Source organism: Coprococcus sp. HCN-4056, assembly GCF_037892645.1.
Taxonomy (GTDB): Bacteria; Bacillota; Clostridia; order Lachnospirales; family Lachnospiraceae; genus Coprococcus; species Coprococcus ammoniilyticus.
The window spans coordinates 126,285-150,574 of sequence record NZ_JBBKBL010000007.1; the positions used below are offsets into that span (position 1 = coordinate 126,285).

Here is a 24,290-nt window from a genome sequence, read left to right on the forward strand (position 1 = left end):
ATCTGTTTTTGTCTGGATCTTATTCTTCCCATTTCTTTACAAGAATGCTGGCATTGTGTCCACCAAATCCAAGAGAATTGCTCAGCGCATATGTAATGTCCTTATGAACGCCCTCACCCTTTGTATAATTCAGATCGATCTCGCCTTCTGTCTCACGAAGACCTACTGTTGGATGAATGTATCCATCTTCGATAGATTTTACACATGTAATAAATTCAACTGCTCCGGCCGCGCCAAATAAATGACCGATCATGGATTTTGTAGAATTAATATTTACATTATATGCATCTTCACCAAATGCTTTCTTAATTGCTCTTGTCTCATAGAGATCATTGTGGTGGGTACTTGTTCCGTGTGCATTGATATAATCTACGTCTGCCGGTGTAATGCCAGCCTCGTTGATTGCAAGTGTCATGGCTCTTGCTGCACCCTCTCCATCCTCAGCAGGGGATGTAATGTGAAATGCATCACAGGTGGAACCATATCCGACAACCTCGGCAAGGATCTTTGCTCCTCTTGCCTGCGCATGCTCCAGAGATTCCAGAACTACGACTCCAGCTCCTTCACCGATAACGAATCCACATCTGTCTTTGTCAAACGGAATCGACGCACGATCTGCTTCTGTTGCACTTGAAAGTGCTGTCATGGAGATAAATCCTGAAACATTTGTCTCACAAATCGGTGATTCAGCACCTCCGGCTACCATCACATCTGCATCTCCGACCTGAATATAACGATATGCCTCGCCAATGCTGTTTGTTCCTGTCGCACATGCTGTTACAACATCTGTACATTTGCCCTTTAAGCCATATGCGATCGCTACATTTCCGGCTGCCATATTCGAGATCATCATAGGAACCATCATTACACTGACACGGTTTGCCTTACCATTCATAACCTTGGCATGTTCCTTTTCGATCGTAGATACACCGCCAAGTCCGTTACCGATGCAGGTTCCGAATCTTGTCAGATCTTCTTTCTCAAGATCAATATCGGCATTCTTGATTGCTTCGCCTGTAGCTGCAACTGCATACTGGCAGAACGGCTCCATTCTTCTGGCTGCCTTTGGATCCATATATTGTTTCGGATCAAAATCTTTTACTTCAGCACCCATTTTGCATTTATATTCGGATACATCAAATTTTGTAATCTCGCCAATACCTACTTTATTCTTCTTAATGCCATCCCAGAATTCTTCTACGTTATTTCCGATCGGGGTTACAGCGCCCATTCCTGTTACAACTACTCTTTTCATCTCGTTTTCCTTTCAAAAGACAATCTATCCATTTAGTACATATAAATATGTACCGTCGCAATGCTCATTGTACCATTTCACCTGTCGGTTCAATGTTGGTTTCGCATTATGCTGGTATGTACAAACACATCCCATCGCAATGCTCATTGTACCATCTCGTTTTTAAAACCGCAAGTGTTGGTCTGTTTCTCTTTCAAAATATCTATTTCTCTTTCAGAATATCCATCATCTCAGCGATCATTTCTTCATCCTGAAGCCGGAACAGAATCTCTACTCGTCTGGATGCTTCCAGATTGACAGATCCATCCTCCTTATAAATCGGATTGCTGTAGGACTTTCCATTTGCCGTCAGCACACTTCGAAGCAGTTCAACATCCGTGGAGCTTATGATCCCGTTACTCTCGGTCAGGCAATACTTCGCAACAGAAAAGGCTCTCTGCTGGGAAAGTTCAAGATTATAAATATAAGATCCATTCGTATCTGTATGACCTTCTATAATAATCTCCGATACATAATCACGATATTTTTCATCTAACAGCACATTACAATATTTTGGAAGAAATTCTTTTAAGAACGTCTTTCCTTCTTCCTTCAGGTCACTGTCCGCAACGTCAAATAACACACTGGCATCAAAGGTGATCGCACCCGTTTTCTCGTCTACCTTGACATTTAACGAACTGTCTGCGAACTCATCACGGAGTGCCGCCACCAGATCACTTCGGATGCCTGCGATCCGATCCAGCTCATCCTGCTGATCTTTTAACAACTGCTCCTGTTTCTTGATAATTTCTTTCTGCTTATCAAGCTCTGCCTGTTTACTCTCATACTGGCTCTTTGACTGCATCAGTGTAAAAGAAATGATCAGAATAAAGATCAGAAGGAGTGCCGCCATCATATCGGAATACGACAGCCAGTAAGAGGTTTCTTCTTCCTCCGGTCTTCTTCGTTTCTTACTCATGCCTTATCCCTCCCTGCTGCTCTGCCCGATCGCCCTCGGGCGGTTCAGTCTGCCCCGGAAGATGTCATTCTGATCTTTCGTCAGGATACGGATATCTTCGATATCTTCATGCATGGACTTCAGATATGCAAGTGTTTCTTCGATTGCTTTCTGTGTTGCTATCGTTGCTTCCAACTGTTTCTTCTGGAAATCCAGTTCCAGATTACCGTTATCGTAAGTCGCATCCGGACGTACATACCGTTTGAACTCTGCTACAAATTCATCCAGCTTATGATATGCCTGTTCCAGAACCGTCTTAAAGATCAGATTAAATGTCAGGGAAAAGATCATACCATAGATAGATGTATGGAACGCAACCTTGATACCATCCATCAGAGGTCCGATACTGTTCGTAATCTCCTCTGCTGAACCTGTATTAAATGCCTGAAGTCCAATTGACAGACCGATAAAGGTACCAAGGATACCCAGTCCTGTCATGGCTCCCGGAACCAGACTCAGACGACCTTTTTCAACCGCATCATCGATCAGCTGGTAATTGATAAAATCTTCGATATCGCAGGCATATTTTTCTTCCTCATCCTGCTCCAGACGTTTCATTTCTTCCACATAATCTACATAGGAATTTCTCAGATGTTCCTCATTAAAGATACCATACCGGGTCTCGGTACGATACAGATCCCAAAGAAGCTTCTTTTCTTTTGCATAATCGCCCTTGATATAGCTGATAGCTATACGAAAATCTTCCCCCATCTGGTCGATATGCTTCAAATGCTTATATGCATAGACAAATATCGCTCCCACGATTCCAAACATACAGACACTGATCAGCACATTTGCCGGATCCAGACTATCATTTGTCACATTCAGTAAAATACAGATACCGAGCATCACCACATAGACAACAGGCAGCCACTTTTTATTCAGCTCTACCTTCATGTTCTGCTTCTTACGGAATGCTCTTGCCGCACGTTCATTCTGCGGCCGAATGGTTTTTAACCGGTTTCGTTTGTTCATTTTTTCGTTTCCTCTCGTATGATCTCATTCAGCCTTTTCATTCGTATCTGCCAAAGCGTTTCCCCATTCGTTTTATTGTAGCATTAATCCGCATTTTTTACCATCACAATGCGTAAAAAAAGGCACCAGATACAAATAAATTCTATTATCTGTATCTGATGCCATATGCTAAATACAACATCGTCCATCTGATGCCATAAGCTCTAACTGTCTATCTGACGCTATAAGTTCTGACCCTCACCTGACACCGACCGGCTGTAACGCCTGTATTTTCATTTTACCAACCGCTTGCAGAAGGTTCTGAATATAAAACTTTGGATCCTTTCCCGTTCTTTTTCACGAGTATCAGTTTGGAATATCCATTTTTATCACATTTCTTATACACAATGTAATCACCCTGTAATGTATAATACTGTATCGTTGAAGTACTGCTTGCATTCTTATCCTTCAATACATTATAGATCTCCGTTTTCTTTCCCTTTGACGTCGTATAATCTATCGCCTGTGGAAAATATAAACTACCCACTGTCTTTCCTCTGGAGGTAAGTGAACCTTTTGATGTCTTGATCGGCGTTCTTGCATCCCGTTCTGTACTTAATACAACAGATTTTGCTTTCTTTTTATTTTTTCCGGTAAGTGACATGGAATATGTACCAACCGTTTTATCATATTCTATATCACTAGTCTTTACATGCTGCGTCTTTGTATAGTAGATCTTTTTGCCTGCAAATACAAAATCACGGCCTCTTGCAAGTTTTGTTTTCTTACCATTCTTAATTGATACACGCACGATATACTTATCTGATCCATCGGATCCGCCATAATTATCATAGACTGCATACAGATAATTTCCTTTTTTTCTCAAGCTTCTAAATCCTTTTCCACCTGCTTTGGCAATGGTTTTTGTCTTCTTCGTTTTGATATCATAGCAGAAGATTTTTCCAGTTTCCGTGATTGAATAATAAACCTTATTACCACTGATCACAACTGAACATCCGCCACCACCAATATAGTTATCCTGTGTCTGATATGTCTTTGCATCTGCCTGATTCGGGTAAATTAAGCATCCGATCAGGACTGCAAGCATACTGAATAAAATTGCATGTGATTTTAAAAATTGTTTCATATCTTATCCATCTCCTTCATTATTTGATTAAATATCTGCCTCTATATTCTTCGCCTCTTCATGTCCGGCGCGGCTCTAGTCTCTGATGACCTTATCCAGGCAGCCATGTTCTTCACATGAATTTCTTGCCATTCTTCCCTGCGCATCGATATATACAATATTGCCATCGGCATCTTTGTATGCCAGAGACTCATGCGCTCCTGCGCTTGGATTGGTACTGGCATCTCCGATCGTAAGCCATACGCCTTCGCCTTCTGCAACAGTATCTGTCGCTTTATCATACAGATAATTCAGTCTCAGATCCTCCTCTGCCGCAGCGCAGACAATATCTATAGCCACACAGGTTATGATACCGCCACGCAATGCCATCGCGCGGTTTAAAACCGGCATATTGAACATATTATAATAAAGCGCAATACCATCGACTGAGAATCCATCCCACAGAGTCGGATTTACATCTTTTTGAGTACATTGATATCCCGGATAATGCGCTGTCGTTGAAATATAATCTGCAAGAGTTTTCAGCTTATCATAATTCGACATATCATCTGTCCACAGCTTTGCCTCTACATTTCTCCGAACCTTTGTATACAATTCTGTATCAAGAAGATTTCCATCTTCATCATATGGCTTCGGAGCAACATACATAGTGTCATATAAAACGCCATCCCTGTAAGCATCCAGTCTGCACACGCGCACACCTGCACCAGCTGTTACAGTAAGCTTGCACTGTGACATTGCCTTGCCGGAAAATTCTATTTTTCCACTTGTTGTCGAAGTCGTAACGGATGTTGTCTCTCCATATACCCCCTTCAGATTATAGGTTTCTACTTTTATTTCCGGTTCTGAAGTATTCCAGCCTGCCCAATCCATCAGATTTCTGTATTCTTTCGGTGTAACATCGGATACCTTAAAGGTTATATGTTCATTTAACCATGCAGCATTACCTTCACATGCAAACCATTCACAAAAAGAACCTGTACCATTCGTTACGGTTATATCTTCAACCTCTTTCTTCATGGTTTCCCCGTACTTATAACCGGACAGATTAAATCCTCCAAGTGGGTCTTCATTATTGTATATTCTCACTTTTCCCAAAGCAATCCATGTCTCTTTATAATGCTCTGTCTCAGGGAATATAATACACAGGCTGGTATGTCCGACACTCGTACATACCACATTTCCGTTCTCATTCTTTTTGGTATATCTTTCTGTATAATCGATATATTCTCCCTGATTACCATAAGTATAATATTCCTTTATTTCTCCTGCACATTCCGGCTGCTTGGAATAATGAACCTTTATTTCTTCTCCCACTTCATATTCCATTTTTTCCAGCTCTGCCGTGCCATCCCACTCTTTTTTTTGATCCTCGGACTCCTGTCCGCCGGAATTCGTGTCCCCGGTAGTGCCTGAGTTCCCGATGGTATCTGTATCCTTAGTTGCACCTGTGTTTCCAGTGGTGTCTGTATCCTTGGTGGTGCCTGCGTTCTCAGTGGCATCCGTTACATCTGTGGTGTTCTCAGACTTATTGCTATCACCAGTATTCTTCTGACCGGAGTCCTTCTTTGTCGTCTTCTTTTTCACTTTAACAGACTTCACTTTACTCCATGCGCTGTGATATTTTTTCTTCTTTACAGTCCGGTACACACGCACTCTGACATAATATTTTTTGCCCTGCTTCAGCTTCTTAAACGTTACCGTTGTTTTCTTAGCACTGACTTTCTGGCTTTTTACGTTTTTCTTAAACTTCTTGTCTGTACTGATCTGAATCTGATAGCTGCCCGCCTTTTTTGATTTCTTAAATCTTACTGTCACCTGTCCCGCTGATCTGGATCTTACTGACGTAATAGATGTCTTTGGAACTGTAACCTTACTGCCTGTTTTCGCTTCTGATGTAAATGAGCAATTCACGCATAGCAATGCTGCCACCATGCACCAGACAATGATCTGCTTCAATCTATTCTTCATGTATTATCTCACCTTTTTTACTTTTACACCCTTCTTCACATAGTAAACATGATTTCTATAGGTGACATTTCCGGTATAAGACTTCTTCCATACGCCATTCTTGACATAGTATTCCTGTCTGCCATTCTTGATAAATGCTGTCTGTGTAGTCTTCAGACCTTTCTTAACGTAATAAGTTGCCTTACCGACTTTTACAAATCCGGTCTTGGTGTTCTTTGCGCCCTTATTCAGATAATAGGTCTTCTTACCTACCTTTACAAATTCATTCTTTGTACTGCAGACACCCTTCTTTACATAGTAGTACTTCTTGCCGTTCTTCACGAATCCAGTCTTTTTATTCTGCACTACACCCTTCTTGATGTAATAGGTCTTCTTGCCAACTTTGATGAATCCGCTTCTGCCTGACTGAATCAGACCTTTCTTTACATAGTAATATTTTCCGTCAGATCCCTTTACAATGCCATTACTTGTAAGGGATACCTTTGGTTTTGAGATCTTATAAGAACCACCATTGATGCTTCTTGCCATCTTATCGAATACTTTATAAATATTCTGATTATTTTTCATAGCTGCAGGATTCTTACCCTTACTGACCACCTTCTGAGCTGCAACGGTATTATTTGGAAGGTCGCCCAGAGAACCCATTACAGAAGGATCGCAGCATAAGGCTTTTAGGAACTGCACTGCTGCTTCATCCTGCCTGCCACTCTTAATTGCGTAGTATGTACCACCCCAGTTATAGGCAAATGGTCCCTGACAGGCAGCCATCGGCTTGTCAAATGTAATGCTATACTGTCCCCAGGTGCCAGAGAACCAGCCAAATACCTTACCGGATGTCATATCAGCCACCCAAGCACTGCTCCACATCGAGCTTCCTGTATCATATCCATTTCTACGGGTCGCCTTCGCGATCTTTTCCACAGTCTTCTTATCTGCTTCAGATAACATAAATACCTTGCTATTATCCTCGTAAGAATACGATGTATCCCCTATCATGTTATTGAGAATACCCTCACAACCACTCATTGTATATTTTGATGCTCCGGAGGTCATATAGTAACCGGCCTCTTTCATCTTTGCAGCAACAGACAGATAGCCATCAGCTGTTCCGATCATCTTCTGAACCTTTTCAGGATCTGAAGTTCCAAGAACCTTCTGTGCAATATCCGGATCAAACATAAATGCTCCCGGTGTTGCTTCCGGTGTCATCGCTACAAGCTTGCCCTTATAGGTTCCTGCTTTTCTGGTATATGGATAAGACTGGCTGTAAGCATCTGTAAGTCCAAGCTTGTCCAAATCTGTAAATACTCCTGTAGATAAAAGTACATCCAGCTTTGCTGAATCCATCAAAACGATAAACGTAGCTTCGGGATTGTTTGCAAGCTTCTGCTGTACTAATGCATAATATTCAGCTGATCCTCCGCCAACTTCATATTTGATCACTTCGATATTCTTTGTATAAGACGGATATATCTTATTAACCGCCTTTATCGCCTGTTCCACCTGACTATCCCATGTCAGAATATAGACCTTATTTGTCTTTAATTTGCTCTCTTTGGCTGTACTGTTTACATATACAGTAAAGGAAACTGTGCTTGAATTACCCATTTCATCAGAAATCACACAGTGATAATCCTCAGTCTTCAGCTTTTTTGTTTTGTTAACCGGTGCTGTACAGGTATAAGATGCTTTATGCCCTAACTGTCCTACATCTCCTCCGTATGACTGTCCTTTATACCATGTATATGTAAGCTTCCCCTGATTACTGCTTGCGGATACCTTTAGTGTTACTTTCTCTCCTGAGTTCGCTATCACCGTATTATTGCCAACTGCTTTAGCTGTTATATTTGAAGAATTTACATAAATATAAAATTCACAAAATTTTCCATCTCTACTATTCTTGTCGGATATAGATACATAAACAAACTGGGATTTTGTAACATTTCTCAATGTATATGACAATCCATCTGCACTGACAGTTCCACCATCTGCACTGACAGTTTCACCATCTGTAATCCAGTTACAACTACCCACCTCAAAACCTGCCGGTAGATTTAACTTACTGAGATTTATTGATAAGGTGACATCTTCTCCGGATTCTACCAACACCATCTCCTCGTAATCAATACCTCCCGCCTCTACCGGAAACTTTAGTCCCGGCAGCCATATGAGTGCAGCTATAGCGATGCACATAAGCGCCAGTAGTTTCTTCATTTTTTTCATAATCATCTCTCCTTTGCTTTTAAAATTGTGATATATTACTCATTATAATTTACATTGTAGCTATACAGATCTTTGATCTTCTTACCTTTATTATTAAGAAGCTGAAGGGTGATTTTACATTCACCCAGTTTCTTCTTTGCTTTATTCTTTCTTAACAGAATATAGTCTCCAAGCACAATATAGCTTCTTCTCTCGCTTGAGCTGGAATTAATGACCTTTTCTTCTCCTGTCGCAATATTCTTTTTGTTTAACAGGCCAAAAGATCCCATTGAGTCATATTCATATCCCTTATACTGTGCTTTCTCACCGTCAATTACGCAGCCGGATGTGCTGACCTTAACCTTCATATATGTTTTCGGCAGATTCTTGATCTTTGTCTTTTTCCCTTTTTTATTTATTTTGTAGAAAACATCAAAGTTGTTATAGACATACACCGCATCTCTATAAACAATCATGCGGCTGTCCTTTACATTTCGACACACTTTCGTAAGCGCTTTTTGGCTGATTACTTTTTTATGAGAGCCATCCAGATTCATAGATGCAAAATAATAATTATAGTTTGAAGTGCCATTTGAATATGCATAATATATCTTATTCTTATAAATGGAAAACTCAAAACTCGGCTCCGGCAAAACACTGCTTGATGAACACTCAAAAAATAATTTTTTCACCTTTCCGTTTTTCACATTTACGCGAATAATGCCATAACACATAAGACCATCCATTAAACCACAATAAAGATATCCTTTATAGTAAAACATGTTGCTGATATTTGCATAATTCTTATAGGAATAATATGTATTCTTATTTCTTACCTGCTTTGGCAGCTTTGCTAACTTCTTGTTTGTCTTTTTCTTGACATCATAGCAAAAGATATAACCCGTTCTGTCACTTGAATAATAAATCTTATTGCCTACCTGTACCGCAGCATAAGATGTATCATGCAATCTATGACATCCTATCACTGTCTGGGAATCATCCGCCGCTGATAATGATGCTGCCTCCGTCTTTAATACCGGTGCCGTAGGTATGATACCGCTGGTACCCAGCATCACGGCTAATACAAGACACATGATGCGTTCTTTCATCTTATTCTTTTTCATCCATCTCTCTCCTTTTCTCTTATACACTATGCCTTCTATCTGTTACATTGCTTTTCTTATACTTATGTAAACCTCATTGATGTCTGTAAAAAAGCACAAATATTATAAAAAAAAAAAAACGGCTGTCAATAGTTCACAAAATATTTCTCATTTTTTATATATTTTGCTTCATTTTACTCTCTCCCTTCTATAATTATCTGCATGTTTCTTTTCCCATAAAAAGAACATCTACTATCATAGACAGGGCATCGGCAGAAAAAGTTTTAAAGAATTAAAAAAAATCCAGATACAGCACCTCTGCCATATCTGGATCTTTTATTTATCAATATTTCGCAAAATCAATATCCTTGTAAGCAATTAATTTTGCTCTCAGTATATCTTATTTTCGTATTCTCAAAGTCATTTAATAAACTTGTCGCAGCCTGTGGATTTCTCTTTTTCTCAATCAAATATTGAATAATCTTCTCCAACTCCTCTGCTGCATCAATCGTCATAAAAATCTTATATGCCATATTTTGTCCTCATATCCGCCACAAATGCATCTGCATCTATACATGTTCCCTGCTCTGCGTGTTTTCTCGCATCTTCCAGTCTTTTCAGTACATCTTCTTCGGACATACTTTGATATATGTTGTTACTTCTTTTAATCTCAAATGGAAATCCATTTGCGGCTACTGCCTGTGTCAGAAAGATTCTTATCGCTGTCGTAGTATCTGTTCCCAAATCCTTGAACAAGCTATCTGATTTTCTTTTTAATTCATCGTCTACTCTAACCTGAATTGTACTTGCCATATAGTGCCTCCTTCATTCTTGCCGTTGTATTGTATTTGTATTGATATGTCATTATATTGTATTTCTTTCATACGTTTATATTACAATATCGAATATAAAAAAACAATATTAATGATAATTTCATTACAAAAGCAAGATAAATTTTGAAAAATAAAAATGCTATAACGAGACAACGCCGGATACATATAAAATTGTATCCGGCATTGTCTACTTTTATCTATATTCTATTCCGTCTTACAGGCTCATGCCACCGTCTACACGGATAACCTGTCCTGTAATGTAAGATGCCTTGTCGGATGCAAGGAATGCTGCTGTCTCAGCGATATCTGATACCTCACCCAGTCTCTTAACTGTGATGTGGTCGAGCATCGCATCCTTCATCTTATCTGACATTGCGTCTGTCATATCTGTCTTGATGAATCCCGGCGCGATCGCATTTGCTGTTACACCACGGCTGCCAAGCTCCTTTGCTACAGACTTCGTCATGCCGATGATTCCGGCTTTGGATGCAGCATAGTTGATCTGTCCTGCATTTCCCTCAATGCCGACTACGGATGACATGTTGATGATCCTGCCGTACTTCTGCTTCATCATCGGTCTGTATACATGCTTGATACAGTTAAATGCACCCTTCAGGTTGATGTTGATAACCTGATCGAAGTCTTCTTCCTTCATACCGAGCATGATATTATCTTTTGTAATACCGGCATTGTTTACGAGGATATCAACTCTGCCATACTGCTCCAGTGCGAACTTGATAAGTCCCTCTGCTTCTGCAAAATCAGCTACATTTGCCTTATAAGCAACTGCTTCTCCGCCAGCTTCCTTGATCTCTGCTACAAGACTGTTTGCACGCTCCTCTGAGCCATTATAATTGACAACTACCTTTGCGCCATATCCTGCAAATGTCTTTGCAATGGCTCTTCCGATACCACGTCCGGCACCTGTTACGACTGCTACTTTATCCTTAAGCATTCAGTTCCTCCAATTTCTTCAGATCATCAACCGTTGCGATGTTGATGCATTTCATTTCCTTGTTGATCTTTCTCATAAAGCCGGACAGAGTCTTTCCAGGTCCAACCTCTACAAATGTATCTACGCCGTCTGCGATCATAGCTTCGATACTCTGCTGCCATCTGACAGATGAATATACCTGACGCATCAGTAAAGTCTTAACCTCTGAAGCATCTGTTACATAACATGCATCAGCATTACATACATACGGAAGGAAATCGTCTGCGATCTCTACATCTCTTAAGTATGCATATAACTTTTCACCGGCCGGTTCCAGCATCTTGGAATGGAATGGGCCGCTGACATTTAACTTGATCACTCTCTTGGCTCCTGCTGCCTGAAGGGCTTCACATGCTTTGTCAAGGGCTTCTGTCTCACCGGAAATAACGATCTGTCCGGGGCAGTTATAATTTGCGATCTGAACATTGCCCGGAGTCTCCTCACAGACCTTTGCGATCACTTCTGCATCTGTAGCGATAACGGCTGCCATAGCACCCTGACCAAGCGGAACTTCATTCTGCATCAGGATACCACGCTGTCTTACGGTACGGATCGCATCCGGAAGCTTCATAGCTCCACAAGCTGTAAGTGCGCTGTACTCACCAAGTGACAGACCTGCGAATACATCTGCCTTCAAACCTGCATTCTTTACATGCTCATAGATAGCAAGTTCTGCTGCTACCATAGCAGGCTGTGTATATTCTGTCTTGTTGATATCTTCATTTTCCTCAAAGCAGATCTTCTTCAGATCAATGTCAAGCACACTGTCTGCTGTATCGATTACTGCCTTACTGTCTTCAAAATTGTCATAAAAATCCTTAGCCATGCCTACATACTGTGCGCCCTGGCCAGGGAAAATAACTGCTGTTTTACCCATTTTCTCACCTGTCTATTCTTTATATTTACTGACAACGGCCGAACATCATTCACTCTTTGACTGTCGCCATCGTCTGTTCCTCTATACTAAAAGAAGCAGCCAGTCTGTCATCCACCAACCTGCGCTGGGCAAATCTGGTATATAGACATCTTCGCTGCCTCTTGTCTGCTTCTGATGTGAATTATTCTTCTACACCTTTGCTCTTAAGATAGTTAAGTACGTCTTCGAATGTAGCAACGTCTTCAAGCTCCTCAGCAGGGATCTCAACGTCGAATTCATCTTCCATCTTCATTACTATCTCATATAAATCTAATGAATCTACTCCTAAATCATCTTTGAAGTTAGTATCAAGCTGCATCTCATCCTGTGATACTCCTAACTGCTCTTCGAAAATAGCTTTTACCTTATCGAACATATTAATAATTCCTCCTAAATATAGTAAATGTTTATCTCACTGCCCCGCGGACGATTATAATATAACGCATGGATACAGTAAAGTCAACAAAATACTGTTCCGTTTTTTTCCTTTTTTTCTATCTGTTTCTGACAGCATCTAACGGCTGCAATTTCGATGCAAATCTCGCAGGAAAATATCCGGCACATATCGCAAGCAGAATCGCTCCGACAACGGCTCCGACTGCAAGTTTCCATGGGATTATTGCAATCTGCGTTCCCTTTGCCAGATCGAACATTTTAATAGCGATCTTATCTACGATACCCTTAAAACCATACGATAAAAGCACTCCTATGATACCGCCCGCCGCTCCGATGATTCCTGCTTCTGTAAGGAACAGGAGCTGCAGCTCATCCGGATCGCATCCGAGAACCTTTAATACGCCGATCTCATTGATCCGGTCAAATACCGATGTTGTCATGGTATTGCTGATTCCGATCACCGCTACGATCAGTGCGATCGCTCCGATACCACCCAGTAAAAGCTGTACCATCTTCAGATATTTCTGTATCGTATCCAGATACTCTTTCTCATTTTCCGTCGTATACCCCATATCCTGAAGCTTCTTCACGATAGAATCGACATGATCGATATTATCAACAGTCACAACCGCTCCGGAATATACGAAATCCTTGTACGGATTTCCATTTGCATCAAGCGGCTGTCCCGGCAGCGTTCCCCCACTGGATACTCTGCCTAAAAAGCTCTTTAACACATCCAGATCGCAGTAAATGCTCTGTGAGTCTCTGTTATATGTATCTTCTCCACTGTCAATAACCGCTCCGACTTCTATCTTCACCGGTGTCATTTCCTGTGAATCCCAGAAGGACAGATCCACTTTTTTTCCGATCCATGTCTCTGCTTTTTTCTTCTCTGTCACATCATAGGTCTGCTCCGTTTCCGGATTATAGAATAAGGATGTGTCCTTATTTCCCATAATAAGCACCGGCTTCACGCTCGATGTTGTCTGCTTTGACGTCTTTGTATACTTAAGCTTCGCAAGCTCCGACTGTGGAATACCGGTAATCGCACCATCATAAGAATATTTTCCATTTGTGATGGTCACATACATCTCATAGGTCGGATATACGGAACTGACATATTCAAGCTCCTGAAAAGTTTTCACGGTCTGATCCATGATCATCCGGTCTTTGTGCTTGCCGCCGGTTGCTCCGGTCACCTGAATCCGGCAAATACTTTCACTATCCACCATGCTATTGATCATTTCCTGTCGTACGCCGATACCAACTGCAAGCAGGGTCACAACAGAGATCACACCGATCACAACTCCAAGTATGGTTAGAAAGGTTCTGGTTTTTCGTCTTTTCATATTCATCAAACATAAATGACTGATCCAACCCATTTAGAACTCCTCCAATATCTCTTTCTTCCTCTTTCTTCTGCGGATAATCCAGATAACTATAAGTGCTGCAACAACCACAGCAACAACGATCTCTATGATCATCTTACTGTAATCTTTCTTCTGTACATCCTTTACCTTTTCAATATCTGTATAGACAGGTGCATTTACGCTGATTGAGAAATTTTCTTCCAGTGTTGTTACATTTCCTGACTTATCTTCATATGTAACGATAAGCTTACCCATCTCACCGCCGGTGCCTGTCGTCTTCGTTGTGTTTGCAAGTATATCGATCGAGCCATTCTTACCCGGTTCGATATTGCCGATATAGACATCACCTTCAGATGTAAATCTTGTATCGATCTTTGCCTTTACATTATAGAGGGTAGATGCTCCCAGATTGCTGACACTTCCCATGATCTCGATAGAATCTCCGAGTGTCACATCTGACTCTGCATATACGCCTGTGATCTCACCGCGCTGTTTGATCGTAACCGGCAGATAAATCGTATCTGTCACGGTATATGGATTGCCATAGCGGTCTTCATACTCATCTGTCACTGTCAGCTTATAAGCCTTTTCTTCCAGATTGGCTGCTGCCTGCATCGGGAACTCAAATGTATAAGTCTCTCCGCCTTCCAGACTTGCCAGATATCCGGTTCCGGCTCCGGATGCCGGAATCAGTTCGCCTCCCTCGGAAGCGACTGCCATTTTCAGATTACTGATCTTTTTATCTGCGGTATTCTTGATCGTAACCTCAAGTGTAAAGGTTCCGCCTGCCACTACTTCATTCTCTTTGATCTTATAATCGGTTACCATAACCTTTGGCTCCGCTGCTGATACAAAAGCCATCGTGTCCTTATATCCAAATACAGTAAGGAATCCAAGTACACATGCCATACAGATTGTTAGTATTCGTTTCATCTCTACATCTCCTCTCCTTCTGATATCTTTCCATCCGTGATCCTCACGATACGGTCTGCCTCTCTCGCCAGATCGATATTATGTGTGATAAGTACCAGTGTCTGATCCAGCTTCTTAACAGAATCCTGAAGCAGAGTGATAACTTCATTTCCGTTTTTGGAGTCAAGTGCTCCGGTAGGCTCATCGGCAAGAATCAATGCCGGGCGATTTGCCAGTGCTCTTGCGATCGCTGCACGCTGCTGCTGTCCACCAGATAACTGGTTTGGAAGATGCTTCCGTCTGTCCTTCAGACCTAACATCTCGATAATATGATCGATGTAATCGCGATCCGGCTTTCTGTGATCGAGCAAGATCGGCATCTTGATATTTTCCTCTACTGTCAGTACCGGGATCAGATGATATGCCTGAAATACAAATCCGATCTTTCTTCTACGGAAGACTGACATCTCCTCATCGGTCAGTCTTGTAATATCCTTTCCGTCTACGATGACATTTCCCTCATTTGGAGTATCCACACCACCCATAACATGAAGCAGGGTGGATTTACCGGAACCGGATGCACCGACAACCGCCACGATCTCGCCCTTATTCACTGTCAGGTTCACATCATCAAGCGCCCATACTCTGGTATTTCCTTCTCCGTATATCTTTGTTACATGTTCCATTTTTACGATTTCCATAGCGTACCCTCTTTCCTCTGCCTTTCCCGCAGATCTTTCTATCTATAATTTTTATCTATATATTTATTGCATTTCTGTTTTTTAACCTTGTAATACAGCAACTCCGTTTCACCTTTCATCTGCTGTATCAAACTTACCTTTCACGCCTACTCTTCAAGCCTCAGATCTTCTACCATGGCTACCGGAAGATCTCTGATCCCCAGCCAGATGCTTCCGCAGATGATCAGACCGGATGCCACAAGTCCGACTCCAAATGCCCACCAGGCAATGGACTTTCCTGCCTCGATCACCATATTAAGATACATGAATACTCCATACGATAACCCGATACCTATAATAAAGCCGAGTACATTGGCTACCACTGTCGTCATAACCCCCTCTAACATAACGGTTTTCAACAGGCGCTTTCTGGACATTCCGATGACACGGAGCTGTGCGAATTCTTTTCGTCTCAGATGCAGATTTCCGGCTGTCGTATTCACAATATTTACTGAACTTAATACAAAGATGAACAATACCGCTGCGATTGCATACCGGACAAAGCTTTTCAGGTATACACAGAGCTGCATAGACTCTCCATATAAGGAATCACCGATATAGGAAAGCATATCTGTTACAGAGCTGGCTGATACACTGTCCAGATTGACCTTATATTTCATTCCGGCAATGTCATTTTCTCCATATCCGGTCAGATCGAAATAATCATTCTGGCGCATATAGATCTGACGGTCTGCAGTCTCACCAAATACCTGTGTGCCAAGATCCAGAATACCTTCGACCTTGTAAGTCTTGTAGTGTCCCTCTGCGATCAGCTTATCCTTGATCTTCTTGTATTCTGCATATTCCTGTCGTACGGAAGTCCGGTCTTCCCCATTTCCTACCGTACTGCCTTCGCTGTCACCATCTTCTGTCGCTGTTTCCTGAAGCTTTTCATATTCCTGATCGATCTTCTCCTTTGCTTTCAGACATTCTTTCTGGTATAAAGCAAAATCAACTAACTGAACCGTATCGCCCAATTCAAAATGATAAGTGTCAAAATGGTAGGTCTTATCATATAAAGTATCATTCGTATCCTCGGTCTCCTCCAGATCCCAGCTGTTAAAGCTTCCTCCTGCCACAACCAGAATACCGTTCTCTGACAGCTCCGTTGTTCCCGCTGTCAGATATTTTGTAAGATGATTCAGATCTGAATCATCGCATCCGATCACATCGGTACTGTTTACCATAGTTTCCGCTACACTTCTGGCAACTTCCGGATCCTTATCATCAGATGCCTCTCCTGTTCCATTTAACTTATCCATATAGACACCGTAATAATGTCCCATCGTAACCTTGGTTCGAAATTCATCTGTGATCTTTCCTGTATAAGAATCCGTATCTACCAGATCGGCCTTGCAGCCATATACCTTCTTCGATTCTTCTACACTGTTATTCCGTGACAATTCCCGGAATACCTCTACAGATGGCAAGGTGCTCTGCGCTTCTTCCAGACTCGTAGTAGATGATGAATACGATGTCAGATTGATCTGATAATCTCCATACCTTTCATCTGTAGACTTCCAGTATTTTCTGAGCTGTCCCCAGCAGCTGCATATCAGTACGATCGCTGATATACTGAATACCATGGCTGTTACTGTCTTTATAAATCTTCCTTTATTTCGAAGGACACTCTTTCTGGCATATGCGCCTTCGATTCCGAATATCTTTCCCATCAGACCGCCGCCATGACGACGAAGCTTTTCTTTCTTGATCCTGTATTCACCGCGAACTGCACTGACCGGTGTCATCTTCGTTACCAGCTTGGCATTCTCACGCATTACGAAATACATATCTCCCAGATAAGTGATCAGGATCGGTATCATCGGAATGATATGGAAGCCTGCGCTTATCTTAAATATAAATCCAAGGATCATGCTGACAATTCCGCCCATCACGATACCGGCAAGCAGTCCGGCAATCTCAAGCATGGCTCCCATCCGATAGATGATGCCGCTTAACTGTCCCTTCGTCGCTCCGATGCATCGTAAGATTCCATAGTCTTTCACCTGCTCTAATGTGAACATCTGGATCGTATTTCTGATAACTCCGACTGCAAAGATTGCAAATATATATGCAACTAACAGAACCACGATCAATATAACAGCAAATCCTTCATCCATATCCTGCAGATACCAGGTGGACAGATTCCAGTTGAGTTCTGCATTCACACCATAATCTGTGGTCATCTCTTCCATGATCTTCGCCATCTTATACGGATGTCCGGTATTTACATACAATGCATTGTCATATATCTTTTCTACATATTTGCCATCCGTTCCGTTAATTGTCTCCCACTCACTCACCACATACTTTCCTGTGTATGCCTGTGTGACACGATCATCCGACGCGATCTGTGATAAGGTTTCCTGATCATCCGTCAGGAACACGATCTCATAGTCCGCTTCCTTTCTTACATCCTTTTGCTGCTGCAACATATAAGAATAGAAAATGTTCAGTCCCGCATACAACACGATTACTGTGATCATTACACCGATGATCGTGATCACACACCGCTTTTTGTTAGCTTTCAGATAATATGCTGCAAGTTTCTTATAGTCTGTCATTTCTCACCTCTCCTTTTTATTTCACACCGATAACTTTGGCCTCTCTTCATCATTATCGATTTTTATTCCTCAAGCCTCAGGTCATCCACGATATCAACCGGAAGATCCCTAAGTGATACATAGATGCTTCCACAGATTACCAATGCAGATGCGGCAAACCCGACTCCAAATGCCCACCAGGCAATGGTCGGTTTTATATATAAAAGCATGCTGAGATATTCATAGATATATATTGTAAATATCGTACCGAATAAAAATCCAAGAATATTCGATAAGGCAGTTGCCATCACTCCCTCTAACATGACCGTATGGATCAACCTCTTTCTGGACATTCCAAGTACCCGGAGCTGCGCCAGTTCTTTTCGCCTCATATGCAGATTTCCTGCTGTGGTATTAATGATATTCACTGAACTTAATATAAATACAAAGGCAGCAAACGCCAACGCATACCGCATTACATTTCTGGCATAGGCATATCCGTATAAAACATCCGTAAGATCGGACGATAGCATGTCAAAATAGGATATCGGCACACTGTCAAGATCGATCGCATACTTTATTCCTGTCACATCCTGTTCACCATACCCGGTCAGATCAAAGTAGGAATCTCTTTTCATATAGATATCTCCCCAATCCGGAAGCAGCTGATCTCCAAAATCCAGAACTCCCTGAACTGTATAGGTTCGATAATATCCTTCCTCAATAAGTTCCTGACGGATACGCTCAGCGATCACATACTGTTCACGCCAGGTTGATCTGCCCTCTTTGGTTGCCCGTTCTTCTGAGATATAGGTATCTCCCGTATCTACCTCAGGACTGACCAAAATGCTGTCTGCCATCATCTTGTCATAAGCCGCCTGATATCGTTTTTTATATTCCCTGTAATCAACCAGCCGGATCGTATCTCCTACCTGCAAATCATATGTATCAAAATGCTTTCCCAGATCATACAATGTCAGCTTTTCATCACCCGTCCAGGAATAATCCATTACACTTCCTCCACCGATAACCAGGATACCATCGTCATCCAGCTCCGCAGTTCCACTCTCTATAAATTCGGACAGATAGTCCAGATCATTCTGATCACAACCTTCAATGCTTATAAATGAACTATTCAGACTGTCAACAGCCTTTTCATATTCCACATCATCTTTCTCGCTGTATTCCTTTGTATTCCGTTCTCTCCATCTCTGCATCATTGCTTCGATGTAACTTCCCAAACTCGTCTGTTCTGCATAATCTTTGTTAAACTTGCCATAATAGGTTTCAGGATCTACCAGATTTCCTCTGGCACTGTATACCATTTTTGTTTCTGTTACATAGTAATGCAAAGAATTCTCTTTGATCTCTTCGGCAGAGGGCAAATCCTCACTCTGTATCCATTCCACATCATTAAATATGCTGGCAGGCGATTGGTTTTCTTCCAGATATCTGCCATACATATCATTAATATTCTTTTTCGTATCACGAACCATACCCCAGGTACTCAGACATATAACAGTCGCAGTTATGCTGAGCATCATAGCAGTTACCGTCTTTGCAAACCGCCCGCTGTTCCGCAATACGCTTTTCCTTGCATAGGCTCCTTCAACACCGAACAGCCGTCCCATCAGACCATTGCCACGGATCTTGATCTTCTCCTTTTTGATCCGGTACTCTCCACGGACTGCACTGACTGGTGACATCTTCGTTACAATCTTTGAACACTCCTGCATTACAAAATACAGATCCCCGAGATATGCGATCAGTATCGGAATAACCGGGCCGATATGGAATCCAACATCCACATTCTTTAAAAAGCCAAGGATCACACTGACGAATGTTCCGAGCAGTACACCGGCTGCAATGCCTGTCAGTTCCATGCCCGCTCCCATCCTGTATATAACCCGGTTCAACTGTCCTTTGGTTGCTCCGATGCACCGCAGGATTCCATAATCCTTTACCTGCTCTAACGTGAACATCTGCACCGTATTTCTGATCATTCCGACAGCAAAGATTGCAAAGATATAAGCAACCAACAGAACAAGGATCAATACAACACCAAGCAGACCATCTGAATCCTGAAGATATAACACAGCCAATTCATTATTCAGCCTTGCATCCACTCCGTAATCCGCTTTCATGGCCTCCATGACCGACTCCATCTGATAAGGATGTCTGATATTCACATATAAAGCATTTTTATAATTTACTTCTACAAATCTTTCTTCATCACTGACATATTCTTCCCCTGTATACGCCCCGCTATATGCCTGAAGTACCCGGTCATCTGCTGCGATCTGCGCTAATCTGTCTGTATCTTCTGACAGAAAAACGATCTCATAGTCTGCTTCTTTTCTCACTTCCTGCCGTTTCTGGAGCACATACGAATATCCAAAATTCAATGCTGTATATAGCACCGCCACTGTGATCATCACCCCAACGATCGTAACGATGCATCGCCTTTTACCTGCTTTTAGATAATAAAGTGCGAGTTTTTTATAATCTGTCATTCATTACCTCCCCGTGATATATATGAAAAAAAGATAGATACCTCTTCGTTGTATCTATCTTCTCACTTCTATCTTACATTCCCGTGAATATCTGTGTATTCTTTTCTTACAATATTGTAAGAAAGAGATAATTTCCTACATCAATTCCCATCACCATAGTATTTTCTGTTATTGCTTCACATTAATTTCTTTAGAATTCTTTTTAGAATCAGCTTAATCTACATGTACAAATGTAATGATAAACCAGGTATATGCTCCTTCTTCACTCCGCACCGTGATCTTGCCGCCCATTCCTTCTACAATAGATTTTGTAAGGGATAAGCCGATTCCGACACTGTTCGGATTCACATCATGGTGTACACGGTAGAATCGTTTAAATATATTTCCGAGATCCTTCTCTGCGATTCCCATTCCATGATCCTTGACATAGATCCTGGTAAAGACCGGATTGTGTTCTACCTCAACCGTGATCTCTGTCTTCTCCGGTGAGTAATCTGATGCATTCTTCAAAAGATTGATGATCGCCTCTACGAGCCAGTCACCGTCACAGACCAGCTTCCTGCCATCCTCACAGATTACATGAACCTCCTGTTCCCTGCTCTCCGTCAGATAGGTTACGCTGTCTCTTGCCTGTAATAATAACAGCTTCAGATCACATTCTTTTCGGTCAAACTGGATTGCTCCCGCCTCGATCCGGGCAAGCTTTAAAAGAGATAATACCATCCATTCCATTCTGGTAAGCTGATTTTTTGATTCGTTAAGCACCCGCATCCGTTTTTCTTCATCTGTAAAGGAATCATCTAACAGCAGATCGATGAATACATTTAAGGATGCCAGCGGTGTCTTAAGCTGATGAGAGATATCTGACATGATATCACGTAAGAATACTTTCTCTGACATTTCCCGCTCTTTGCTTTCTTTTAAAAATGTCACCATCTTATAAAAGTTCGTATATAAGATTCCGATCGTGCCCTGCATGTATTCTTCCTCCGGTAGCTCATCTTCTCCCTGAACTACGCGAAGCATCTCATCCGACACATGCTCAATCTCCCGATAAGTATGGCCGATCTCCCGATAACTGATGAAAAACAGAATTACAAGCCCAACCGCTAACATCAGCAAAATAACTGCAATTCTCTTTTCATCGCCACCGAACAGGAACCGTATACCGATTCCAACCACTGCCAGCAATATTACAGCCAAGATCACAAATCGTTGTATGAACCGTTTTCTCTCAAAATCACTTTTCAAGACTTTAGTTTCCTCTTTTAAACATCTCTTCCCACATTTACAAGAACCATAGCTGACATCTTCGGCACCTTCATATAAAGCATATTATGCTCTACTTTGTAGTCACAGGTTTCCAGACTGTAGCCTTCTTCATTTGTAAGCATCACTCTGCGCATGATCTCATGGTTCTTGACCCCAATCCGTCTGACATGCAGCTTCACATCGATGTCTTCATAATTTGTATTCAGGATCACAACCAGTTGCTCCGTATCTGTGAACCGTCCATATGCGATAATCTTATGTGCTCCATGCAAGAACATAACCGAGCCACGGATCAGAGCCTCATAGTTCTTATGGATACAGATCATGTCTTTATGGAACCGGATCAGTTCCATATCTTCTCTGCCCCACGGATACGTTCTACGGTTATCCGGGTCAGTCCAGCCACAAAGTCCTGCTTCATCTCCATAGTAGATCGTCGGAGCTCCTGGCCAGGTCATCTGGAATACAACGCCCTGACGGAATATACTCTTATCGATACCCTCATTTGCCGCCTGCGGCCCCATCGTATGCGTACGTCCGACTCTCCGGTTTGTACGGGTTAAGAATCTGGAATGATCGTGGTTTGATAATTCATTCATTGCAATCTCAAGGGATGGACGCTGGAATCTCGCCATATGATAATTCATGGCTCCCATAAATGTATCCGGATTACCCAACAGATCACCACGGAACTCATCACTGTGTTTCTCAACACCAGTCAGAAACCAGGTAATCGGCTCCATAAATGCATCATAGTTCATAACGGTATCCCACTGATCGCCCTTTAACCAAGGCTTTGGATCTCCATAATGCTCTGCCAGTACAATTGCATTTGGATTTGCCTCTTTGACTGCGTTACGGAACATTCTCCAGAACTTGTGATTATATTCCTCCGAATGTCCGAGATCTGCTGCAACATCCAGTCGCCAGCCATCCACGTTATATGGAGGGGACACCCATTTCTTTGCTATATTCAAAATATATTCCACCAGTTTTGGGGAATCTTCATAGTTCAGCTTTGGAAGTGTATCATGCCCCCACCAACCATCGTAGGTGGTATTATACGGCCATACCTCTTCGTTATAAAACTTAAAGAATGACTTATACGGACTGCTCCAGGATACATATGCTCCCTTCTCGTAGCCTTCCTGATTCTCATAGATACACTCACGATCCATCCATTTGTTGAAAGAACCGCAATGGTTAAATACACCATCTAAGATAACACGCATACCACGACTGTGAATCTCCTCCACCAGTTCTGCAAAAAACTGATTGCTGGCTTCCAGATTCCGTTTGTCGGTTACACGGCTGATATATTTTGTTGCTCTTTTATTCTCTTTTACGCCATCCGGCAGGCATTCGCCCTCGTCCACAACGATCTTTCCGAAATGCGGATCAATATAATCATAATCCTGAATATCGTATTTGTGGTTGGATGGTGATACAAATAACGGATTAAAATAGATAACATCTACGCCCAGATCCTGCAGGTAATCTAACTTATCCTTAACACCCTGAAGATCTCCGCCATAGAAACGTCCGACATCCATATTTGCCGGATATTCATACCAATCCTTCACCTGTCTGGTAGGACTGTCGATGTAGCAGTATTCGTTGTCCAGTACATCGTTCGATGGATCTCCATTACAGAAACGATCCACATAGATCTGATAAAAGACAGCTCCCTTTGCCCAATCCGGTACATCAAAGCCCGGACAGATTTCAAAGTTATAGTCCGGATTCACATTCTTCTGTACACCGATCCTATTATAATAACAGGTCACACAGCCCGAATGGACCTCAAAATAATAGGATATATATTTCTCTCCGGCGGGGATCACCGCCGTATAGTAATCAAATAAATCATCGGATTCTTCAACAGACATGACGAGTTCCTCGCCATTGTAGATCAAATAAACTTCATCGGCATTATCTGCACATGTTCGAAATCTAACCTTCACCTGGTCATTGATTCCAGGCTCCTGCGGTATTCTATAGTATTCAGAACCATCGGAAAACAATCCCCCTACATTGATAACCGGCTTCAGATCATATATATAATCATGAATTCTTTCTGCGTTCGTGTATTTGTCGGACATTCAAAACTCTCCCTTTCGTTTATGCCTTTTCATTCTAATACTTTTTTAATAAATAGACAACCTTTTTATG

General features: G+C 41.9%; 19 protein-coding genes. All 19 read right to left on the reverse strand.

Annotated elements, in window-relative coordinates; genetic code table 11:
- Positions 1-19 precede the first annotated feature (19 nt).
- Positions 20-1,255, reverse strand: coding sequence for a beta-ketoacyl-ACP synthase II (gene fabF / locus WKT03_RS11785; RefSeq protein ID WP_340392210.1), 1,236 nt, complete (start codon positions 1,253-1,255; stop codon positions 20-22).
- A 202-nt stretch (positions 1,256-1,457) separates the two neighbouring features.
- Positions 1,458-2,213 carry an OmpA family protein gene (locus WKT03_RS11790; RefSeq protein WP_340392212.1) on the reverse strand — a complete coding sequence of 252 codons (756 nt, stop codon included), beginning with the start codon at positions 2,211-2,213 and terminating at the stop codon, positions 1,458-1,460.
- Between the two features lie 3 nt (positions 2,214-2,216).
- Positions 2,217-3,227, reverse strand: a complete 1,011-nt coding sequence (locus WKT03_RS11795) for a MotA/TolQ/ExbB proton channel family protein (RefSeq protein ID WP_340392214.1) — start codon at positions 3,225-3,227, stop codon at positions 2,217-2,219.
- Between the two features lie 277 nt (positions 3,228-3,504).
- Positions 3,505-4,353: a hypothetical protein gene (locus tag WKT03_RS11800; protein ID WP_008402025.1), complete on the reverse strand. Its 849-nt coding sequence runs from the start codon at positions 4,351-4,353 to the stop codon at positions 3,505-3,507.
- 75 nt (positions 4,354-4,428) lie between these two features.
- The gene (locus WKT03_RS11805) at positions 4,429-6,324 is read right to left on the reverse strand and encodes a fibronectin type III domain-containing protein (protein ID WP_021944602.1); all 1,896 of its coding nucleotides are present in this window, start codon (positions 6,322-6,324) and stop codon (positions 4,429-4,431) included.
- Positions 6,325-6,327: 3 nt separating this feature from the next.
- Positions 6,328-8,547, reverse strand: coding sequence for a hypothetical protein (locus tag WKT03_RS11810; protein ID WP_021944603.1), 2,220 nt, complete (start codon positions 8,545-8,547; stop codon positions 6,328-6,330).
- 35 nt (positions 8,548-8,582) lie between these two features.
- On the reverse strand, positions 8,583-9,650 hold the full coding sequence (locus WKT03_RS11815; RefSeq protein ID WP_173788742.1) for a hypothetical protein: 1,068 nt from the start codon (positions 9,648-9,650) through the stop codon (positions 8,583-8,585).
- Between the two features lie 338 nt (positions 9,651-9,988).
- The gene (locus tag WKT03_RS11820) at positions 9,989-10,162 is read right to left on the reverse strand and encodes a hypothetical protein (protein ID WP_173788741.1); all 174 of its coding nucleotides are present in this window, start codon (positions 10,160-10,162) and stop codon (positions 9,989-9,991) included.
- A complete protein-coding gene (locus WKT03_RS11825) occupies positions 10,152-10,442 on the reverse strand; it encodes a type II toxin-antitoxin system RelB/DinJ family antitoxin (protein ID WP_118483180.1) in 291 nt (96 codons plus the stop codon). Before WKT03_RS11825 ends, WKT03_RS11820 begins: the two co-directional genes overlap by 11 nt.
- A gap of 234 nt (positions 10,443-10,676) precedes the next feature.
- Positions 10,677-11,417: a 3-oxoacyl-[acyl-carrier-protein] reductase gene (gene fabG, locus WKT03_RS11830; protein WP_118483178.1), complete on the reverse strand. Its 741-nt coding sequence runs from the start codon at positions 11,415-11,417 to the stop codon at positions 10,677-10,679.
- Complete coding sequence (gene fabD / locus WKT03_RS11835) at positions 11,410-12,333, reverse strand: ACP S-malonyltransferase (RefSeq protein ID WP_008402593.1); 924 nt, start codon at positions 12,331-12,333, stop codon at positions 11,410-11,412. Before fabD ends, fabG begins: the two co-directional genes overlap by 8 nt.
- A 181-nt stretch (positions 12,334-12,514) precedes the next feature.
- A complete protein-coding gene (gene acpP, locus WKT03_RS11840) occupies positions 12,515-12,748 on the reverse strand; it encodes an acyl carrier protein (RefSeq protein WP_008402591.1) in 234 nt (77 codons plus the stop codon).
- A 118-nt stretch (positions 12,749-12,866) separates the two neighbouring features.
- Complete coding sequence (locus tag WKT03_RS11845) at positions 12,867-14,150, reverse strand: ABC transporter permease (RefSeq protein WP_340392216.1); 1,284 nt, start codon at positions 14,148-14,150, stop codon at positions 12,867-12,869.
- Positions 14,151-15,071 carry a COG1361 S-layer family protein gene (locus WKT03_RS11850; protein ID WP_021944610.1) on the reverse strand — a complete coding sequence of 307 codons (921 nt, stop codon included), beginning with the start codon at positions 15,069-15,071 and terminating at the stop codon, positions 14,151-14,153. It abuts the gene before it with no gap.
- Positions 15,072-15,073: 2 nt separating this feature from the next.
- Positions 15,074-15,751 carry an ABC transporter ATP-binding protein gene (locus WKT03_RS11855; protein WP_008402588.1) on the reverse strand — a complete coding sequence of 226 codons (678 nt, stop codon included), beginning with the start codon at positions 15,749-15,751 and terminating at the stop codon, positions 15,074-15,076.
- A 146-nt stretch (positions 15,752-15,897) separates the two neighbouring features.
- Entirely contained in the window at positions 15,898-18,354 is a 2,457-nt protein-coding gene (locus WKT03_RS11860; protein ID WP_340392219.1) for an ABC transporter permease, read from the reverse strand.
- 62 nt (positions 18,355-18,416) lie between these two features.
- Positions 18,417-20,846 (reverse strand): ABC transporter permease, encoded by a 2,430-nt coding sequence (locus WKT03_RS11865; RefSeq protein ID WP_340392222.1) that lies wholly within the window; start codon positions 20,844-20,846, stop codon positions 18,417-18,419.
- 213 nt (positions 20,847-21,059) lie between these two features.
- A complete protein-coding gene (locus tag WKT03_RS11870; protein ID WP_340392225.1) occupies positions 21,060-22,097 on the reverse strand; it encodes a HAMP domain-containing sensor histidine kinase in 1,038 nt (345 codons plus the stop codon).
- A 17-nt stretch (positions 22,098-22,114) separates the two neighbouring features.
- Positions 22,115-24,220, reverse strand: a complete 2,106-nt coding sequence (locus WKT03_RS11875) for a glycoside hydrolase family 13 protein (RefSeq protein WP_021944614.1) — start codon at positions 24,218-24,220, stop codon at positions 22,115-22,117.
- Positions 24,221-24,290: the final 70 nt, after the last annotated feature.

Excerpts from the sequence above, each read along its gene's own strand:
- WKT03_RS11815 (WP_173788742.1), bottom strand. The coding sequence starts at position 9,650 with ATGAAAAAGAATAAGATGAAAGAACGCATCATGTGTCTTGTATTAGCC.
- WKT03_RS11805 (WP_021944602.1), bottom strand. The coding sequence starts at position 6,324 with ATGAAGAATAGATTGAAGCAGATCATTGTCTGGTGCATGGTGGCAGCA.
- WKT03_RS11865 (WP_340392222.1), bottom strand. The coding sequence starts at position 20,846 with ATGACAGATTATAAAAAACTCGCACTTTATTATCTAAAAGCAGGTAAA.
- fabG (WP_118483178.1), bottom strand. The coding sequence starts at position 11,417 with ATGCTTAAGGATAAAGTAGCAGTCGTAACAGGTGCCGGACGTGGTATC.
- acpP (WP_008402591.1), bottom strand. The coding sequence starts at position 12,748 with ATGTTCGATAAGGTAAAAGCTATTTTCGAAGAGCAGTTAGGAGTATCA.
- WKT03_RS11825 (WP_118483180.1), bottom strand. The coding sequence starts at position 10,442 with ATGGCAAGTACAATTCAGGTTAGAGTAGACGATGAATTAAAAAGAAAA.
- fabF (WP_340392210.1), bottom strand. The coding sequence starts at position 1,255 with ATGAAAAGAGTAGTTGTAACAGGAATGGGCGCTGTAACCCCGATCGGA.
- WKT03_RS11795 (WP_340392214.1), bottom strand. The coding sequence starts at position 3,227 with ATGAACAAACGAAACCGGTTAAAAACCATTCGGCCGCAGAATGAACGT.
- WKT03_RS11800 (WP_008402025.1), bottom strand. The coding sequence starts at position 4,353 with ATGAAACAATTTTTAAAATCACATGCAATTTTATTCAGTATGCTTGCA.
- fabD (WP_008402593.1), bottom strand. The coding sequence starts at position 12,333 with ATGGGTAAAACAGCAGTTATTTTCCCTGGCCAGGGCGCACAGTATGTA.
- WKT03_RS11875 (WP_021944614.1), bottom strand. The coding sequence starts at position 24,220 with ATGTCCGACAAATACACGAACGCAGAAAGAATTCATGATTATATATAT.
- WKT03_RS11820 (WP_173788741.1), bottom strand. The coding sequence starts at position 10,162 with ATGGCATATAAGATTTTTATGACGATTGATGCAGCAGAGGAGTTGGAG.
- WKT03_RS11860 (WP_340392219.1), bottom strand. The coding sequence starts at position 18,354 with ATGACAGACTATAAGAAACTTGCAGCATATTATCTGAAAGCTAACAAA.
- WKT03_RS11790 (WP_340392212.1), bottom strand. The coding sequence starts at position 2,213 with ATGAGTAAGAAACGAAGAAGACCGGAGGAAGAAGAAACCTCTTACTGG.
- WKT03_RS11855 (WP_008402588.1), bottom strand. The coding sequence starts at position 15,751 with ATGGAAATCGTAAAAATGGAACATGTAACAAAGATATACGGAGAAGGA.
- WKT03_RS11810 (WP_021944603.1), bottom strand. The coding sequence starts at position 8,547 with ATGAAAAAAATGAAGAAACTACTGGCGCTTATGTGCATCGCTATAGCT.
- WKT03_RS11845 (WP_340392216.1), bottom strand. The coding sequence starts at position 14,150 with ATGGGTTGGATCAGTCATTTATGTTTGATGAATATGAAAAGACGAAAA.
- WKT03_RS11850 (WP_021944610.1), bottom strand. The coding sequence starts at position 15,071 with ATGAAACGAATACTAACAATCTGTATGGCATGTGTACTTGGATTCCTT.